At 59.5% G+C, this 18,112-nt stretch carries 17 protein-coding genes; 12 read left to right on the top strand and 5 right to left on the bottom strand.

All coding sequences use genetic code 11. The features are described 5' to 3' along the window. Positions 1-17: 17 nt before the first annotated feature. On the top strand, positions 18-1,520 hold the full coding sequence (gene guaB / locus Q1B40_RS09930; RefSeq protein WP_299813247.1) for an IMP dehydrogenase: 1,503 nt from the start codon (positions 18-20) through the stop codon (positions 1,518-1,520). A 51-nt stretch (positions 1,521-1,571) separates the two neighbouring features. Beyond that, positions 1,572-2,864: an RsmB/NOP family class I SAM-dependent RNA methyltransferase gene (locus tag Q1B40_RS09925; RefSeq protein WP_299813244.1), complete on the top strand. Its 1,293-nt coding sequence runs from the start codon at positions 1,572-1,574 to the stop codon at positions 2,862-2,864. Between the two features lie 22 nt (positions 2,865-2,886). Here Q1B40_RS09925 and Q1B40_RS09920 read toward each other — a convergent pair whose 3' ends face one another. Continuing rightward, complete coding sequence (locus Q1B40_RS09920) at positions 2,887-4,116, bottom strand: tetratricopeptide repeat protein (protein WP_299813241.1); 1,230 nt, start codon at positions 4,114-4,116, stop codon at positions 2,887-2,889. Positions 4,117-4,378: 262 nt separating this feature from the next. Here Q1B40_RS09920 and guaA point away from each other — a divergent pair, with 262 nt between their 5' ends. The 3 genes from guaA (at position 4,379) to Q1B40_RS09905 (ending at position 7,723) form a co-directional block, all read left to right on the top strand. Then, on the top strand, positions 4,379-5,950 hold the full coding sequence (gene guaA, locus Q1B40_RS09915) for a glutamine-hydrolyzing GMP synthase (RefSeq protein WP_299813238.1): 1,572 nt from the start codon (positions 4,379-4,381) through the stop codon (positions 5,948-5,950). A gap of 235 nt (positions 5,951-6,185) precedes the next feature. Next, complete coding sequence (locus Q1B40_RS09910; protein ID WP_299813235.1) at positions 6,186-7,160, top strand: hypothetical protein; 975 nt, start codon at positions 6,186-6,188, stop codon at positions 7,158-7,160. A 32-nt stretch (positions 7,161-7,192) separates the two neighbouring features. Continuing rightward, a complete protein-coding gene (locus tag Q1B40_RS09905) occupies positions 7,193-7,723 on the top strand; it encodes a hypothetical protein (protein WP_299813232.1) in 531 nt (176 codons plus the stop codon). A 54-nt stretch (positions 7,724-7,777) separates the two neighbouring features. Here Q1B40_RS09905 and Q1B40_RS09900 read toward each other — a convergent pair whose 3' ends face one another. Together Q1B40_RS09900 and Q1B40_RS09895 are read right to left on the bottom strand one after the other, a co-directional pair. Next, positions 7,778-8,104, bottom strand: a complete 327-nt coding sequence (locus Q1B40_RS09900; RefSeq protein ID WP_299813229.1) for a TraR/DksA C4-type zinc finger protein — start codon at positions 8,102-8,104, stop codon at positions 7,778-7,780. Positions 8,105-8,189: 85 nt separating this feature from the next. Continuing rightward, positions 8,190-9,152: a cation diffusion facilitator family transporter gene (locus Q1B40_RS09895; protein ID WP_299813226.1), complete on the bottom strand. Its 963-nt coding sequence runs from the start codon at positions 9,150-9,152 to the stop codon at positions 8,190-8,192. A gap of 139 nt (positions 9,153-9,291) precedes the next feature. Between Q1B40_RS09895 and Q1B40_RS09890 the strand changes: the two genes are divergently transcribed. Continuing rightward, a complete protein-coding gene (locus tag Q1B40_RS09890) occupies positions 9,292-9,660 on the top strand; it encodes a hypothetical protein (RefSeq protein WP_299813223.1) in 369 nt (122 codons plus the stop codon). Between the two features lie 48 nt (positions 9,661-9,708). On the opposite strand, the gene Q1B40_RS09885 is transcribed toward Q1B40_RS09890, so the two are convergent. Beyond that, a complete protein-coding gene (locus Q1B40_RS09885) occupies positions 9,709-10,347 on the bottom strand; it encodes a MarC family protein (RefSeq protein WP_299813220.1) in 639 nt (212 codons plus the stop codon). Positions 10,348-10,565: 218 nt separating this feature from the next. Between Q1B40_RS09885 and gyrA the strand changes: the two genes are divergently transcribed. Then, positions 10,566-13,391: a DNA gyrase subunit A gene (gyrA, locus tag Q1B40_RS09880; protein ID WP_299813217.1), complete on the top strand. Its 2,826-nt coding sequence runs from the start codon at positions 10,566-10,568 to the stop codon at positions 13,389-13,391. Positions 13,392-13,478: 87 nt separating this feature from the next. On the opposite strand, the gene Q1B40_RS09875 is transcribed toward gyrA, so the two are convergent. Beyond that, complete coding sequence (locus Q1B40_RS09875; protein ID WP_299813215.1) at positions 13,479-13,895, bottom strand: phosphopantetheine adenylyltransferase; 417 nt, start codon at positions 13,893-13,895, stop codon at positions 13,479-13,481. Positions 13,896-14,059: 164 nt separating this feature from the next. Between Q1B40_RS09875 and coaD the strand changes: the two genes are divergently transcribed. From coaD to tgt, 5 genes are all read left to right on the top strand, one after another. Continuing rightward, on the top strand, positions 14,060-14,566 hold the full coding sequence (gene coaD / locus Q1B40_RS09870; RefSeq protein ID WP_299813212.1) for a pantetheine-phosphate adenylyltransferase: 507 nt from the start codon (positions 14,060-14,062) through the stop codon (positions 14,564-14,566). 82 nt (positions 14,567-14,648) lie between these two features. Next, complete coding sequence (locus Q1B40_RS09865) at positions 14,649-15,146, top strand: peptidylprolyl isomerase (protein ID WP_299814884.1); 498 nt, start codon at positions 14,649-14,651, stop codon at positions 15,144-15,146. Between the two features lie 47 nt (positions 15,147-15,193). Then, complete coding sequence (locus Q1B40_RS09860; RefSeq protein ID WP_299813210.1) at positions 15,194-15,667, top strand: peptidylprolyl isomerase; 474 nt, start codon at positions 15,194-15,196, stop codon at positions 15,665-15,667. Between the two features lie 208 nt (positions 15,668-15,875). Then, entirely contained in the window at positions 15,876-16,949 is a 1,074-nt protein-coding gene (gene queA, locus Q1B40_RS09855; RefSeq protein ID WP_299814881.1) for a tRNA preQ1(34) S-adenosylmethionine ribosyltransferase-isomerase QueA, read from the top strand. Between the two features lie 11 nt (positions 16,950-16,960). Next, the gene (tgt, locus tag Q1B40_RS09850; protein ID WP_299813207.1) at positions 16,961-18,112 is read left to right on the top strand and encodes a tRNA guanosine(34) transglycosylase Tgt; all 1,152 of its coding nucleotides are present in this window, start codon (positions 16,961-16,963) and stop codon (positions 18,110-18,112) included.

The raw sequence follows: 18,112 nt of genomic DNA, 5'->3' as shown, positions 1-18,112 counted from the left end.
TAAAAGGGGAATTGGCAATGGCATCCTTCTTTGTCCCACCGACCGGACAGCAAGCCCTGACCTTCGACGATGTCCTGCTCATCCCCGGCCATTCGGAAGTCATGCCGGGCCAGGTTGATCTGCGCACCAGGGTCACCAGGGAGCTGGAACTCAATATTCCGATCCTTTCTTCCGCCATGGATACCGTCACCGAAGGCCGCCTCGCCATCGCGATGGCACAGGCCGGCGGCATCGGCGTCATTCACCGCAATCTTTCTCTGGACCAGCAGGCCGAGGAAGTCCGCATGGTCAAGAAGTTCGAATCCGGCATGGTCGTCAATCCGCTGGTGATCGGACCGGAGGCGACCCTGCAGGACGCCCTGAACCTGATGAAGCATTTCGGCATCTCGGGCGTGCCGGTTGTTGAAAACGGCGGCTCCGGCGGGCAGGCAGTGGGAAAACTGGTCGGCATTCTGACCAACCGCGACGTGCGCTTTGCGTCCAACCCGGATCAGAAAATACACGAGTTGATGACCCGCGATAATCTGATCACGGTCAGCGACAATGTCAGTCAGGAAGACGCCAAGCGGCTTCTGCACCAGAACCGCATCGAAAAGCTTGTCGTTGTCGACGAAAACCGGAACTGCATCGGCCTGATCACCGTGAAAGACATGGAAAAGGCGCAGCTCAACCCGAATGCGTCCAAGGACGCGCAAGGCCGTCTGAGGGTCGCTGCGGCGACCAGCGTCGGCGAGGAAGGGTTTGCCCGGGCGGAACGTCTGGTCGATGCCGGTGTCGACATGGTTGTGGTCGATACTGCCCACGGCCATTCCCAGAAGGTTCTGGATATGGTCGAACGGGTGAAGAAACTCTCCAATTCCGTTCAGGTTCTGGCAGGCAACGTCGCGACGTCGGAAGGCACAAAGGCCTTGATCGATGCAGGCGCAGATGCCGTCAAGGTGGGCATCGGGCCCGGATCGATCTGCACCACGCGGATCGTCGCCGGTGTCGGCATGCCCCAGCTCACGGCCATCATGGAAGCGGTCAATGAAGCCGGCAAGCACGGGGTTCCCGTGGTCGCCGATGGCGGCATCAAGTTTTCCGGCGATCTGGCCAAGGCGATTGCTGCCGGAGCCGCATCGGTCATGGTCGGCTCGCTGCTCGCCGGCACGGAGGAAAGCCCCGGCGAGGTCTACCTGCATCAGGGCCGTTCGTACAAATCCTATCGCGGCATGGGCTCGGTCGGCGCCATGGCGCGCGGTTCTGCGGACAGGTACTTCCAGGCCGAAGTACGCGACAGCCTGAAACTCGTTCCTGAAGGAATCGAAGGCCAGGTCCCCTACAAGGGAGCGCTCAGCAGTGTGCTGCACCAACTGGCCGGCGGTCTTCGCGCCGCCATGGGCTATGTCGGCGGCAAGGATATTACCGATTTTCAGGAAAGGGCGCGTTTCGTGCAGATATCCGGCGCGGGTCTTCGCGAGAGCCATGCTCATGACGTGACGATCACGCGGGAAAGCCCGAACTATCCTTCCAACGTTTGATAGCATTATATTCGGTGCGGACCGATTGCGGTCCAACCCCAAGGGATCAGTATGAAAGATGGCGGACGCCTCGCGGCGGCAATAGAAGTCTTAACCGAGGTCGAAACCCGCCACAGGCCGGTTCAGATTGCCCTGCGCGACTGGGGAGCGGCACACCGTTTCGCCGGTTCCGGCGACAGAACCGCCATCGGCAATCTCGTCTTCGATGCCCTGCGCAACAAGGCGTCGCTCGCGGCCGCCGTCGAGGACGGCACACCGCGCTCCCTCATTCTGGCAACCTATGCCCTCACGTGGGAAAAAGGTGTTGCGGCTCTTGCCGAGGCGCTGGCGCAGGACCAGCACGCGCCGGACGCCCTGACGGATGAAGAACAGGGCAGGCTCGCAGCTCCCGGAAACGGTGTACCGGCGGAGCATGCACAAGCTGACGTCCCCGAATGGCTTTGGCCTGGCTTTCAGTCCGTATTCGGTGACCGGGCCGTCGAGGAGGGCAGAGCGCTTGCACAGCGCGCGCCGGTCGACCTCAGGACCAACACCCTGAAATCCGATCGCGAGAAGCTTCTCAAACGCCTCGCGCATACGGGCGCCCAGGCGACGGCCCTGTCACCTGTCGGCATGCGCATAGAAGCCAAACCCGGATCCGGCCGCGTGCCGCATGTTCAGGCCGAGGAAGGATATCGCAAGGGCTGGTTCGAACTTCAGGACGAGGCCAGCCAGCTTGCCGCCCTCCTTGCGCAGGCAAAACCGGGCGAACAGGTGCTGGACTACTGCGCCGGCGGCGGGGGCAAGACGCTCGCGCTCGCGGCTGCCATGCAGAACAAGGGGCAGCTCTACGCCTATGACGCCGACAGGCTGCGCCTGGCACCGATCCATGAACGCCTTCAACGGGCCGGCGCCCGCAATATTCAGGTGCGCGATCCGGCAAGCACCAATCTGGAAGACCTCGTGGGTCAGATGGATCTTGTCTTCATGGACGCGCCTTGCACGGGAACCGGCGTCTGGCGCCGCAGGCCCGATTCGAAATGGCGTCTGGCCGAAAAGGCTCTGGCAGACCGCATCGAGGATCAGCGCCACGTCCTGGAAAATGCCAGCCGTTATGTAAAACCGGGTGGCCGCCTCGTTTATGTGACCTGTTCCGTATTACCGGCGGAGAATGAGGACCAGGCTGAATGGTTCCTGGAAACCACGCCCGACTTCAAACCGGTGTCGGCGCTGGAAGCCTGGAAAGCAGTGCTGCCGAAGGCGCCGGAACCGCGCTACGTCACCGAGCGCGGAGACCTGCTGATGACACCGGCATCCACGGGAACGGATGGGTTCTTCGTGGCGATCTTTGAACGCAGCCACTGACCGCAGCTTCATTAAAGCGGGCTTACGACCGGTCCTGACGTTGAAGGCCGAGCACATTCGGAACCTGGTCATCTGCGCCAGTCAGGCCTTCCACAGCGGGTGCCTCGATCTTGTTCGACCGGAGCGTGGTTTTCCCTTTAGGAGGGCTCGGATCTTTTGATCCGGGCTCGTCGAGCTCGGTCTCATTGGAGGCCGCTGTCAGCGGTGCCTTCGCAAGCTTTCCGCCGTTTTCCTGAGCCGTGTCGGAAGATTGCGCGGCCTCTTCTGACAATCGGGCCGCTTCATTTTCAATCAGAGCTTCGACGAAGCGTTTTATATCAGGCTCAAGACCCTTGCCCGCCGATAGCGCCGTCAGGACGGATCGAGCCTGGTTGGAATATTTAAGGGCTGCAAGACCCGCGCCCAATGCGTTGAGCGGTCCCTGGGCTGTCTCGTCCAGGTCATGCGCGGTGACCGCATGTTTCAGTGCAGTAACGGGACGTCCCAGTTTGCGCGACAGCACGCTGAGCCGGACCAGTACCGCTACGGAGCGGGGGCTGAGCCTGAGCGCTTCTTCTGCCGCTTCGCGGGCATCCTCAAGGTCACCCTTTCCCGCGAGCGCATCCGACAGCATTTCCATGGGGAGCGGATCTGCTGGTATCAGGCTGTTTGCCCTGATGGTCAGCTCGATGACTTCATCGAAGCGCTTGCGGCGCAGCAGGGTTTCCGACAAGCCCAGCAGAGCGGGGACATGATCGGGCGCGGATTTGAGCGCCTTGCGATAGGCGGCGATCGCCGCAGAGGTCTGGCCGGATTTGTCTTGTGTTTCCGCAAACAGCGTCAAAACCGGTGCCGAGTCCGGCAGCAGGCTCAGCAGATGCCTGGCGTGAGCTTCGGCTTCGGCAGGTTTGTCGTCCTTGAGAAGAACACTCGCCAGCCCGAAGAGCGCATTTCGGTTGTCGGGCGCCTGGTCAAGAACTTCCGTGAAGTTCTGCCTGGCATTGGCGATGTCGCCGAGAAGAAGATGGCAATTGCCGAGGCTCGCACGGGCGCTCAGGTGATCGGGTTCTGCGAAGACGATCCGGCGCAATTGTGACTGGGCTTCTTCCAGATAACCTGCCTGGAGAAGCGCACTGGCGGTCCGGTAGGCAATTTCCATGTCCTGGGGCGAGAGTTCCTGCGCCTTGAGGTAGGAAACCAGCGCTTTGTCGAGGTCGCCGGCATTTTCCAGCGCCTGGGCTTCTTCAAACGCTTGTCGGGCAGCTGCTGTCATTCGATATTCGGTTCCTAGAGCACCTGCTCCCGTCTCGTCCCAAGGTATGAGACGCAGGGCAAAGGTCAGCCTAGGGAGCGCGGCCGCACGGGTCAAAAGCGAAATTCGATCGTGCACAGCTTGTCCGCCGATTTATTTGCCGGACAGGCAATTCGCCGACGAACCACGCGCTGGCCCGCAGTGCTCAAAAAATGCTGTGAGAGACCGGCAACAGCGTGAATTTGAGGTTCAATTTGACGGAAAGACCGGTTAGAAGCTGGCCATGACCCAGCATGATCGTCTTCTCATCATCGATTTCGGTTCTCAGGTGACCCAACTGATCGCGCGTCGCCTGCGCGAGTTGAACGTCTATTGCGAGATACATCCCTATCAGAATGTCACGGACGCGTTTTTGAGCGAATTCGCGCCAAAGGCCGTGATTTTCTCCGGTGGCCCCGACACCGTCACCAGGAAGGACGCGCCGCGGCCACCTGCTTCCGTCTATGATCTGGGCGTTCCCGTTCTGGGTATCTGCTACGGCCAACAGGTCATGATGCAACAGCTTGGCGGACAGGTCGAAGGCGGCAAGATTTCCGGCGGCGGCGGGACGGCCGAGTTCGGCCGGGCCTTTGTGACCCCGGCCGGCCAGCCGCTAGATATTCTCAAGGGCTGGTTTTCCGAGGGCCGGGAACAGGTGTGGATGAGCCACGGCGACCATGTGAGCCGGCTTGCTCCGGGGTTTGAGGTCTTCGGAACCTCGCCGAACGCACCTTTCGCCATAACCGCCGACACGAGCCGCAACTTCTACGCGGTCCAGTTCCACCCCGAAGTGCATCACACCCCCAACGGCAAGACCATCTACGAGAACTTCGTCAGGTTGGCCGGTTTCACCGGCGACTGGACCATGGGCGCCTATCGGGAGGACGCAATCGCGAAGATCCGCGAACAGGTCGGCGACAAGAAGGTCATCTGCGGGCTTTCCGGTGGTGTCGACAGTTCGGTGGCGGCCGTCCTGATACACGAGGCAATCGGAGACCAGCTCACCTGCGTTTTCGTCGACCACGGACTGCTGCGTTTGAACGAGGCGGACGAAGTCGTCTCCATGTTCCGGGATCACTACAACATCCCGCTGATCCACGCCGATGAAAAGGACCTGTTCCTTGGGGAACTGGACGGCCAGTCCGACCCGGAAACCAAGCGCAAGATCATCGGCCGGCTGTTCATCGACGTCTTCCAGAAACACGCCAACGCGATCGAGGGCGCTGAATTCCTCGCCCAGGGAACGCTCTATCCGGATGTGATCGAAAGCGTCAGTTTCTCCGGTGGACCGTCCGTAACCATCAAGTCGCACCACAACGTCGGTGGCCTGCCGGAAAAGATGGGCCTGAAGCTGGTCGAGCCGCTGCGTGAACTTTTCAAGGACGAGGTGAGGGCGCTTGGCCGGGAACTCGGCCTGCCGGATCATTTCATCGGACGCCACCCGTTCCCCGGACCGGGTCTCGCCATCCGCTGCCCGGGTGAAATCACACGTGAGAAGCTGGAAATTTTGCGCAAGGCGGATGCGGTCTATATCGATCAGATCCGCAAGCATGGTCTGTATGACGACATCTGGCAGGCCTTCGTTGCCATTCTGCCGGTGCGCACCGTTGGCGTCATGGGTGACGGCCGTACCTATGATTACGCCTGCGCACTGCGGGCGGTAACGTCAGTGGACGGAATGACCGCCGATTATTTCCCCTTCTCTCATGAGTTTCTCGGCGAGACCGCGACCCGCATCATCAACGAGGTGCAAGGGATCAACAGGGTGACCTACGACATAACCTCCAAACCTCCGGGCACCATCGAGTGGGAATGACCCGACTGGGCTCACGGTCCCTCCTGATTTCGAAACGGGCGAGTGTCTTTGCGGAGAAGACCTTCAGTGAGCGCGCCCGAACGCGGGACGGCGCGAACGAATGCGCTGTCCGGACCACGACGAGACATTGATCGGCAATGTTGTTGATCTGACCAAGCACGGCCGCTACCAATTCTCTATGACATCGAATCCAGCTGCCATCAAAAACAACCGCTGCCTTCGTAGCTCGAGCGGATTGCGCAAGTTCACCTATGTTCTCGCTGTCGCTGTGGTTGGATTGATCATCGCGACCTTCGCGCCACGTGAAGCCGAGGCCACGGAAGCAGAGTGCATGAAGCAGGGCTTCAGTTGTGCCAATCTGGTCTATCGGGGCTTCACCTATCCATACGCGCGGGAAGACGGCTCCTATCTTTATGTGAATGATGGCATTTATCCGTATGTGGATGTGACCGACGATCTGCTTGGCGACTCGACAGTCAGGCTGCCGGACAATTCGGTCATGGCCGCCTCCGCGCTGTTGGAAGCGCTCGGCATTCCGGTCAAGGCGGATGACAAGATCACACCGGTGATCGGTTTCGGTTCCAATCCCGCTCCGAGCCAGTTGGCAAGGAAATTCGAAGCGAAGAACTTCGAGGCAGATGTCGTGATCCCGGTCATGAAGGGAACGCTGCAGGATTTCGATGTCGTCTGGACGCCGGCGTTCGTTTCCTACGGATCCATGCCCTCGACGATTACCCCGTCTCCCGGGACTGTCGTCGATGTATGGGTTACGTGGCTGAACAGCGAAGAACTCAAGATCATGGGAGATTCGGAGCATTCGAACGTCACCGAACGGCCGCTCTATGTGCAAACGACGATTGCCGGTGCGAAATATGCTTTCGAGGGTCCGGACCCGGAGGCGATGCAGGTCTATATTTCCTGCTTCGGTCCGTTGAAAGTCGACGGAAAAATCTATTCGGTGAGCGCGGTTCCGGCAAAGGGCAGACATCTTCCCGAGGCGACGTCCTCCGGAGCGATCGAGAAAGTCCTTCCCGCGCTCGGGTGGAAGGAAGGCGTCCTCGAACTGCTCTACGACAACATCGTCTCGCCTGAAAACCGCGCCGAACGCACGACAGTGCTGAAACCCTATGGTTCCTTGCCACATATTCCAGGCGCCAAGGGGCTTGAAGCATGCAAGGCCAGCCGAACCGGTCGAGCGGACCCCTATTGAGAATTGGACACCTTCTGGATGTACGCTGAGAAATGGTCAAACAAGCGCTGACGCCGGATTGTTCGAACTGTGCCGCACTGTGCTGCGTCGTCTTCGCTTTCGACAAATCGGAATCCTTCGCGCTCGACAAGGCCGCAGGAGAAATCTGCGTCAATCTTGATGACTGTGGACAGTGCCGGGTCTTTGCAAAGCGGCAGGAGCTCGGTTTCAAGGGCTGCATCGCCTATGACTGCTATGGGGCCGGGCAGCGTGTTACCCAGGAAGTCTTCGGTGGCAGAAGCTGGCGGGACGATGCCGGGCTGACGGTGAGAATGGGCGCGGCCCTGTCGGTCATGCGCCGAATTCACGAGCAACTTGTGATGCTCAGGACGGCAGGCAATTTCCCGCTGGAGCCGGAGGAACGCAAATCCGCCCGCTCCCTTGAAGAGCGCCTGTCTCCCGCAGAGGGCTGGACGGAAGAAAGTCTGAGGGGGTTCGAAATCGATGCGGTCTCCCGTGCAATCGCGACGTTCCTGCGCAGTCTCCGACACCATGTGGATGGTGCGGCAGGATCCGGAAACTGATCAATTTTAAAGCGCTTGAACACCTTGCCCGCAATCAATTGCACACACGAGACCCTAACGAGCGCAATTGATGCAGAACGCAGCGGCGGGATCGGCTTTCAGGCGTTTCTCGGCAATGACTTCGCCGCATTGGGCGCAATATCCGTATTCGCCGTTTTCGAGACGCTGCAAAGCAGAGTCGATACGTTGGATGTGGGTGCGGCGTTGTCGCTCCGCGGCTTGCGCCATGGCCTGACCCTGAAGGGCGTCCATGCGCGACAGTCTTCCGACCGATTGCTGATCGAGCGTCACCGTTGCCCGGGCCTCTTCGGAAATCTCGCTCAGAGACATCAGTTCGGCCTTAAGCTTCAAAAGCTCCGCTCGTACCGTCTTCTCATCCATCGCTCGTCACCTCCGATGAAGGAGAATGACGGCGGAGGTATGCCAGTGCAAGCGGGGCTGTCGGAGGCGCGCGTTTCGCAGAGCGTTACTTTGTGAGAGGTTCGATCGCCGCCTTTTCCTCTTCCAGCATTTCTTCATGGTGTTCCTGGGCCTGAACCTCGATGAACAGCCGTGTCACCTCCGGCATTTCCATCTTTATTGTCCGCTCCAGCGAATAGATGGTTTCCTCGACGGTTCCCGCCGTCACTTCGTCGATGAAATCCACCGACAGGGCAAGCAGAACATCCTTCGGGCCCCGGTGGAGCGTGCGGATTTCGTTGAGGTTCTTGATGGCCGGCGTTGCGCCGATGATGGCCTCGATCTTCGCAAGAACTTCCGGAGCGGCTCCTTCTCCGATCAGCAGCCCCTTGGTTTCATAGGCAAGCAGGGCCGCGGTGGCCGCAAGGATAACACCAATGGTGATCGACGCTGCCCCGTCAAGCCATGCAAGGCCGAGATACTGCACGCCCAGCAGCCCGAGGAATGCCACCACAAGCCCGAGCATGGCGGCGCTGTCCTCGAACAGCACCGTAAAGACCGTAGGGTCCTTGCTGTCGCGCACAGCGGCCATGATCGACTTCTTGCCGCGTACCTGATCGAATTCCTTGTAGGCGATCCACCAGGCCACAGCCTCGAAGCACATCGCCAGCGAGAGCACGATATAGGCGACATAAGGGCTGGAGACCGGGTGAGGGTGAAGAACCTTCTGAATCCCCTCGTAGATCGACACTCCGGAGCCGACCGCAAAGATCAGGATCGCAACGACGAAAGACCAGAAATACAGCTCGGCCCCATAGCCGAAGGGGTGTCTCTGGTCGGCAGGCTGCTTCGCTTTTTTCAAGCCGTAGAGCAGCAGTCCCTGGTTGCCGGTATCGACGAGAGAGTGAATACCTTCCGAGAGCATTGCGGACGAACCGGTATAGGCGGCCGCGGCAAATTTGGTGACGGCAATCAGGGAATTACCGACAAGCGCAGCGTAGATCACCTTTTTAGACCCATGTCCGGCCATTAACGTCTCCCGAGAATTGAATGTTTCAATACAACTGTTGCGCCGAAGCCTATGACGCATTCGTGACTTTGATCAAGCTGGTATCCTTCGCAAACTCTTCAAGCACCCATCAGTTCAATAAAAAGGGGATGAATTTCAAATGTATCGCAAGGCCGTTTTGCCGTTCACGCTTCTCGCGATTGTTTTCAGCTGGCAGCCGGTTCTCGCCGACGAGGTCGAAATTGTCGGAGCAACCGCGAAGAAGTCAGGAAGTGGCTGGACCTTTTCGGTAACCCTCAGACACGCAGACACCGGCTGGGATCACTATGCCGATCTTTGGCAGGTCGTGTCTCCCGAAGGCGACCTTCTGGGAGAACGCGTGCTCCTGCATCCCCATGTCGATGAGCAACCCTTCACGCGGTCCCTGTCAGGCGTAGAGGTTCCCGAAGGTATCGACGAAGTTGTCATCCGGGCGCGCGATAGCGTTCACGGCGTGTCGCCACAGGAATTCACGCTGCAACTGCGCTGAACAGCCACCTTGTCAGGATACGTTTGGAAGCACGCGAAATGTCTCTGTTTACCGGGCCATGAAGGCCAGCACGCCGTCGGCGACAAACTGGACGGATAGCGCGGCCAGGAGAACGCCGAGAAGGCGTGTGATGACCAGTTGGGCCGTATCGCCGAGCAGCCGTTCGATCTTGTCTGCCAGCAGGAACGCTCCGAGACAACTGGCAAGAATGACCGCGATGACACCGCCGAGACCGGCATAGGCAAGGGTATCAGGAGCTTCGCCGGACAGAAGTATGATTGCTGAAATTGCCGCCGGACCGGAGATCAGCGGGATGGCAAGCGGGAAGATCGCCAGTTCATTGATCGTGCGGTGATGCGCATCCGTGGTTTCGACGGCCTTTTCGGCTGTCTCGGCCTTGCGTTCCTGCCGTTTGCCGAAAATCATTTCGATCGCGATCAGGAACAGCAGAATACCCCCGGACACCCGGAACGCGGTGACGGAAATGCCCAGAACGGTGAGAACCGTCTGGCCGGTGGCGTAAAAAACCAGAAGGATTGCCGCTGCGGTGAACACCGCGCGGATTGCAACACGCCGCCTGTCGGCGCGGTTCATTCCCGCGGTCACGGCCAGGAACATCGGAGCAAGCCCGACCGGGTCTATGGTGACGAAAAGCGTCGCGAAGGCATTGATGAAATAGTCGAGCATTTCGTATCCTCTGGGCCGGTTTTCAGGCGCGATTCTTGCTTTTCTATAGGGGTTTTCACAGCACAGCGACCCACGCGGCGAAAAACATTTTCACGCCCTGTGCATACTCCTTGTAGGGCATTGATTCATAAGACTTATAAGTTAGGCGGAAAAGCGCTCCAAATTTGGAGCGGCACGTTGAATCGGATATAAAAGAGCAAGCAATAACAATGAAATGAGTGTCTTCCTTGGCTGACCAGGACAACAGCACCCCTTCCGACGGTCTTCCGTCCGATATCAAACCGATTTCCATCGTCGATGAAATGAAGCGCAGCTATCTCGATTACGCCATGAGCGTGATCGTATCCCGCGCGCTTCCCGACGTGCGGGACGGCCTGAAACCGGTTCACCGGCGCATCCTCTATTCGATGCATGAAAACGGCTACGAGTGGAACAAGCCCTACAGGAAATCGGCCCGCGTGGTCGGTGACGTCATGGGTAAATACCACCCGCACGGTGACAGCGCCATTTATGACGCCCTGGTCCGCATGGCGCAGACCTTCTCCCTGCGTCTGCCGCTGATCGACGGTCAGGGCAACTTCGGGTCCGTCGACGGCGACCCGGCTGCAGCCATGCGCTACACGGAGTGCCGTCTGCAAAAGGTTGCGCACAGGCTTCTGGATGACATCGACAAGGACACGGTCGACTTTCAGGAGAACTACGACAACTCCGAGAGCGAACCTGTCGTTCTGCCCTCCAAATTCCCCAATCTTCTGGTGAATGGCGCTGGCGGTATCGCCGTCGGCATGGCAACCAACATTCCTCCACACAATCTGGGCGAAGTGATCGACGCAGCCATAGCGATCATGGAAAACCCGAATATGACCCTGGAGGAACTGCTCGAGATCGTTCCGGGTCCGGATTTCCCGACCGGCGGCATGATCCTCGGCCGGTCCGGCATACGCAGCGCATATGAAACCGGCCGCGGTTCGATCATGATGCGTGCCAAGGTCGACGTGGAGGAAGTCCGCAAGGATCGGACCGCGCTGATCGTTACGGAAATCCCGTATCAGGTCAACAAGTCGAGCATGATCGAGAAGATCGCCGAACTGGTGCGTGACAAGCGCGTCGAGGGCATCTCCGATATTCGTGACGAGAGCGACCGTTCCGGCATGCGGGTGGTGATCGAACTGAAGCGTGACGCGGTGCCGGATGTCATCCTGAACCAGCTTTACCGCTTCAGTCAGCTTCAGACATCGTTTGGTGCCAACATCGTTGCCCTGAACAGCGGCAAGCCGGAACAGATGAACCTGTCCTATATGCTGCAGGCATTCGTATCGTTCCGCGAGGAGGTCATTCAGCGCCGGACGCGGTTCCTTTTGAAGAAGTCGCGTGACCGGGCTCACATTTTGGTCGGTCTGGGTATCGCGGTCGCCAATATTGACGAAGTGATCAAGCTGATCCGCAGTGCGCCCGATCCGGCGACCGCCCGGTCTCAGCTGATGGAACGCAACTGGCCCGCCCATGATGTGGAAGCCCTGATCCTGTTGATCGACGATCCGCGCCACATGGTCCGGGAAGACGGCACCTACAAGCTTTCCGAAGAACAGGCGCGTGCCATCCTCGAACTGCGGCTGCAGCGCCTCACGGCCATGGGCCGCGACGAAATCGAGGAAGAACTGAACAAGATCGGTGCGGAAATCTCCGATTTTCTCGACATTCTCAGTTCCCGTGCCCGCATCCAGGAAATCGTCCGCAACGAGATGCTGGAGATCAAGGAAGAATTTGCAACACCGCGCCGGACCGAGATCATCGAGGGCGGCCCGGATTTCGATGAAGAAGATCTGATCCAGCGCGAAGACATGGTCGTGACCTTCTCCCATGGCGGTTACATCAAGCGGGTTCCGCTTGCGACCTATCGTGCCCAGAGGCGCGGCGGCAAGGGCCGGTCGGGAATGGCGACCAAGGACGAGGATTTCGTCACCCGTCTCTTCGTGGCCAACACCCATACGCCCGTACTGTTCTTCTCCTCTCGTGGCATCTGCTACAAGATGAAGGTCTGGCGCCTGCCGCTTGGCGGCCCGACCTCGCGCGGCAAGGCCCTTATCAACATGCTGCCGCTTGAACAGGGCGAACAGATCACCTCCATTCTTCCGTTGCCCGAAGACGAGGACAGCTGGGCAAATCTCGATGTGATGTTCGCGACCGTGCGTGGCACGGTGCGGCGGAACAAGCTGTCCGACTTCGTCAACATCAACCGGAACGGCAAGATTGCCATGAAGCTGGAAGAAGGTGACGGGATCGTCGGCGTGGATACCTGCTCCGAACATTCCGACATCATGCTGACCACCAATTTCGGTCAGTGCATCCGCTTCCCGGCCACGGATGTCCGTGTCTTTGCAGGGCGGAACTCGGTTGGCGTGCGCGGCATCAGGCTTGCTGATGGCGACAATGTCATCTCCATGCAGATCCTGCACCATATCGATGTCGACGCGGAGGAGCGGGCCGCCTATCTGAAGCTTTCAAGAGCGATGCGCGGCGAAGCCGACGACGGTGCGACTGGATCCGACGAAGAAGGCGTGGTTGCCGGGGATCTGCCTCAGGAGCGCTATGCGCAGATGAGTGCGGCGGAACAGGTGATCCTCACCATTTCCGAAAACGGCTACGGCAAGCGCACGTCATCCTTCGAATACCGGGTGACGGGCCGAGGCGGGAAGGGCATCACGGCCATGGCTGTGAACGACCGCAACGGCGGACTGGTCGCATCTTTCCCGGTTGAGGACAGTGATCAGATCATGCTGGTTACCGATGGCGGCCAGTTGATCAGATGTCCCGTCCACGGCATCCGGATCGCCGGCCGCGCGACGCAAGGCGTGATCGTCTTCAAGACGGCGGAAGGTGAAAAGGTCGTCGCGGTCGAGGGCCTTTCCGAGGTCGATGAAGAAGACGATCTCGACGAAGACGGCGCTGCAACTGCAGAAGGTGGCGAAGCCTCTGAAGCGGGTGGTACTTCCGACGCAGGCGAAGACCCGAAAGGGGAAGAGGGTGAAGCTCCGGAAAGCTGATTTCCGGTAACTCCCCCATACTGAAACGACAACAGCGGCCAGGAGAACCTGAGCCGCTGTTTGCCGTTTTGGGATTGGGAAAAGCTGTCAGTTCGTTGACGGATACCGCGCGAGGATCGTTTCATTCACGGTCAGAGCCCGTTTTTCAACGGTCACGAAGGACACGTTGCGAACCTTGCCAGCCCCACTCAGAGCGGCAGCGCAATCTTCACTCCAGGCGCCCCAGGTCTGCGATTTGCAGCTCGTCTCAACGGCAGCACTGGCAACACGATCCGTCTTGGTTGCCGACAGTCCCTGTGTCGCATGGCTGTTCAGGCCCTCCGCCTGGGAAGCGTTGCCCGGATGCATGGTGATCATCCCGGCAGCTATCATCGTGAGCAGGGCCAGGACAAACACCATGGCCACCTTCAGATGTGCGGACGGGTCGGTTGCGTTGACCGCGATTGAAAACGGTTGGAACCCGCTCCTGTTGCCGGTCGGGTCGATTGTATCATAGCCTTTCATCGTACTGGCTCCTGCTCACGCCATCTATTTTCGATGACGCCACTCTGTCCCATTGATGAAAAGCCCGATGTGACGACCGTCACACAATGTCAGTTGGTGGGAAATGGCCGTTTCCGACCGGCTTTTCCTTGTGAGCTTGCGGAAGGCGGAGTAAGGAAGGGGCCATGAATCGTATCGCTCTCTATCCTGGGTCCTTTGATCCGGTTACCAACGGCCACATGGACATTCTGCGCCAGGCGCTGGCCCTGGCCGACAAGGTTGTGGTTGCCATAGGCATTCATCCGGGCAAATCCCCCCTGTTTTCCTTCGAGGAACGGGTGGAACTGATCCATGCTTCCGCCAATGCGGAATACAACCCGCAAGAGGCTTCGCGGATCGAGGTCATTTCGTTTTCAAATCTCGTCATTGAGACCGCCCGCGAGCAGGGGGCGACGTGTCTCGTCCGCGGCCTCAGGGACGGGACGGATCTCGATTACGAAATGCAGATGGCCGGAATGAACGGAACTCTTGCGCCGGACATAAAGACGGTATTCCTGCCCGCGTCTCCGAACGTCCGCCACATCACGGCCACCTTGGTGCGTCAAATCGCAAGGATGGGCGGGGAAATTTCCGCGTTCGTACCTGAGCCGGTCACGGAACCCTTGCGCCGCCGGGCAACCGCCGGCACCTGACAGGAACTTCAATCTCTGACCTGAATCGTAGGAGTAACCAGTGTCACGCCTTTTTAGACTGTTTGCCGTTCTGGCGTCCCTGATCGTTCTTCCCGTTGCTGCGGGCGCGCAGGGAACCGATCTGGAAAATACCCTTTATCTGGATCTCAAGGATGGCCGGGTTGTCATTGAACTGCGTCCGGATCTGGCACCCAACCATGTGGAACGGATCAAGAAACTCACCCGTGAGGGGTTTTATGACGGCATCGTCTTCCACCGCGTGATTGATGGCTTCATGGCACAGACCGGCGATCCCACCGGAACAGGCATGGGCGGTTCCGAAGAGCCGGACCTGAAGGCGGAATTCAGCCAGGCGCCTTTCAAACGGGGCACCCTCGGCATGGCACGGGCAGCCAGTCCCGACAGCGCCAATTCACAGTTTTTCATCATGTTCTCCGATGGCGACTGGCTGAACGGCCAGTACACCGTTTTCGGGGAAATCACCGACGGCATGGAATATGTCGACAAGATTGCTAAGGGCGAACCGCCCGCGAATCCCGACAAGATCGTCAAGATGCAGGTTGCCGCGGACGCGCAGTAATACCGGCTGAAACAAGCCCGTTGTTCAAGAATTCAAGGAGACTGAATATGGCCGACATCAAGGATGCGGAAAACACTTTGCTCATGGACACCAGCCAGGGCCAGGTTGTCATTGAAATGAAACCGGACCTCGCACCGGCCCATGTCGCGCGCATCAAGGAACTTGTCCGCGATGGCTTTTATGACGGCATCGTCTTTCACCGGGTGATCGACGGCTTCATGGCACAGACGGGCTGCCCGCAGGGCGTTGGCACCGGCGGTTCCGGGCAGAAGCTGAAAGCCGAATTCAGCAAGGAAAAACACACCCGCGGCACCTGCTCCATGGCCAGGTCCTCTGATCCCAATTCCGGCGACAGCCAGTTCTTCATCTGCTTCAACGAAGCTCCTTGGCTTGACGGTCAGTACACCGTCTGGGGCCAGGTGATCGAGGGAATGGACAATGTCGACAAGATCAAGCGCGGCGAACCGGTCGCCGATCCGGACAATATCGTCTCGGTGAAGGTTGCTGCTGACGCAGCCTGAGGCATAAAAGACGGAAGATCCGGCGATGACCGGACCAGGCAGCGCGGATCCGGTATCCGCGCTGTTTTTTGTCTTCATGTCCGCGCCGGTTGACCTTGACCTGATCGCCCTTTATGAGCCGCTGACACTTGAATGCGGTGATCCGGAAGGCACTCTTTCCGATTGGAAGCCGCTCACCTCACGAAGATACGGCTTGAGCAGAAGCGCCATGCGCGTCGAACAGTTCGATTTTGACCTCCCCAACGAACGGATCGCGCTCCGGCCCGCCCGGCCGCGTGACGCTGCGCGCATGCTTGTCGTGCGTCCCGGAAGCCAAGATCTTCTGACTGACGGAGGGGTGCGCGACCTGCCGGCGCTCCTGAATCCGGGTGATGCGCTGGTCTTCAATGACACACGGGTCATTCCCGCCCAGCTCGAAGGCAAGCGCTTGCGCGGCGAAGTCGTTGCCGGCATCAGCGTGACTCTGCATCTGCGCACTGATCCTGGCAGTTGGCGGGCTTTCGTGCGCCCGGCCAAAAAGCTCCAGGCGGAAGATACCCTCGTTTTTGAAAACGAAAATGTCGTCCTGACGGCCAGGGTCGCGGAGAAGGTCGACGGCGGGGAGGTCCTGCTGGCTTTTGATCGCGCGGGACCGGAACTCGATACCGCGATCGCCGCGGTCGGACATATTCCCTTGCCTCCTTACATCGCCCACAAGCGCGCCGAAGACGAACAGGATCGGCAGGACTACCAGACGATATATGCAGAAAAAGACGGGGCGGTGGCCGCCCCGACGGCGGGCCTGCATTTCACGCCGCAGCTCATGAAGGCTCTTGATGAGCGCGGCATCGAGCAGCACCGCGTCACGCTGCATGTGGGGGCGGGAACGTTTCTGCCGGTCAAGGCCGACGACACGCAGGATCACAAGATGCACGCGGAATGGGGCGAGGTGTCGGAAGAAACGGCGCTTGCGCTTGCCGCAGTCAGGAAACGTGGCAACAGGGTCGTCAGTGTCGGGACCACGTCGCTGCGCATTCTTGAAAGCGCAGCGCAGGAAACCGGCTCGATAGCACCATTTTCCGGAGAGACATCGATCTTCATCACCCCCGGATACCGTTTCAGGGCCATCGATGCCCTGATGACCAATTTTCACCTGCCGCGCTCGACCCTCTTCATGCTGGTTTCCGCGTTTTCCGGCCTGGACAACATGCGCGCCGCCTATGCCCATGCCATCGCCGAGGGCTACAGGTTCTACAGCTACGGAGACGCCTCTCTGCTGTTTCCGCAAGACGGCGCGCTATAGGAAATTCCGCTATGTCCGAGAACGAAAAGACCTTCGGTTTCAAGCTGCTCGCCACGGACGGGAACGCCCGGCGCGGTGAAATCACCACGCCTCACGGCATCGTGCGGACACCTGCTTTCATGCCGGTCGGGACCCAGGCGACGGTCAAGGCGATGTATCCGGGGCAGGTGCGCGAGACCGGCGCGGATGTGGTTCTCGGCAATACCTATCACCTGATGCTGCGGCCGACCGCAGAGCGGGTGGCAAGGCTGGGCGGTTTGCATACTTTCATGAACTGGCCGCACACCATCCTGACCGACAGCGGCGGGTTTCAGGTGATGTCACTGGCCCAGTTGCGCAAACTGGACGAGGACGGTGTCCGCTTCCAGAGCCATATCGATGGCAGCAAACACCATCTGACACCGGAACGGTCTGTCGAAATTCAGGGATTGCTCGGATCTGACATCCAGATGCAGCTCGACGAATGCATCCGCCTGCCCAGTCCGAAGGAAGAGGTTCAGCGGGCCATGGAGCTGTCGCTGCGATGGGCCGAGCGGTCAAGAGCACAGTTCGAACGCATGGGCGGCCCCGGCAAGGGGCAGGGGCTCTACGGCATTGTCCAGGGCGGCGATCAGCCCGACCTGCGCATCCGCTCTGCGCAGGAACTCGGCAAAATGCCGTTTGAGGGCTATTCGGTGGGCGGTCTTGCTGTCGGGGAACCTCAGGACGTCATGCTGGCGATGCTGGACATCACGACGCCGGTCATGCCGGTGGACAAGCCGCGCTATCTGATGGGCGTGGGAACGCCCGACGATCTGCTGGAAAGCGTGAAGCGCGGCATCGACCAGTTTGACTGCGTCATGCCGACCCGCGCCGGACGGCACGGGCTGGCCTATACCCGTTTCGGCAAGGTGAACCTGAAAAACGCCCGACACCAGGACGATCCTCGTCCTTTGGACGAGCAAAACAGCTGCCCCGCGGCCAGTATCTACAGCCGTGCCTACCTGCATCATCTCGTGCGGTCAGGCGAAGGCCTTGCCGGCATGCTGCTGACCTGGAACAACATCGCTTATTATCAGCAGCTCATGCAGGGCATGCGCGATGCGATCGATGCCGGAAGCTTCGAGGATTTCTACGCCCGGACGAAGGAAGACTGGGCCCGAGGCGATATTCCGGCTCTCTGA

The sequence above is a fragment of the uncultured Roseibium sp. genome (genome assembly GCF_947496995.1).
Classification (GTDB): Bacteria; Pseudomonadota; Alphaproteobacteria; order Rhizobiales; family Stappiaceae; genus Roseibium.
This window is presented reverse-complemented; position numbering and strand designations above follow the sequence as displayed.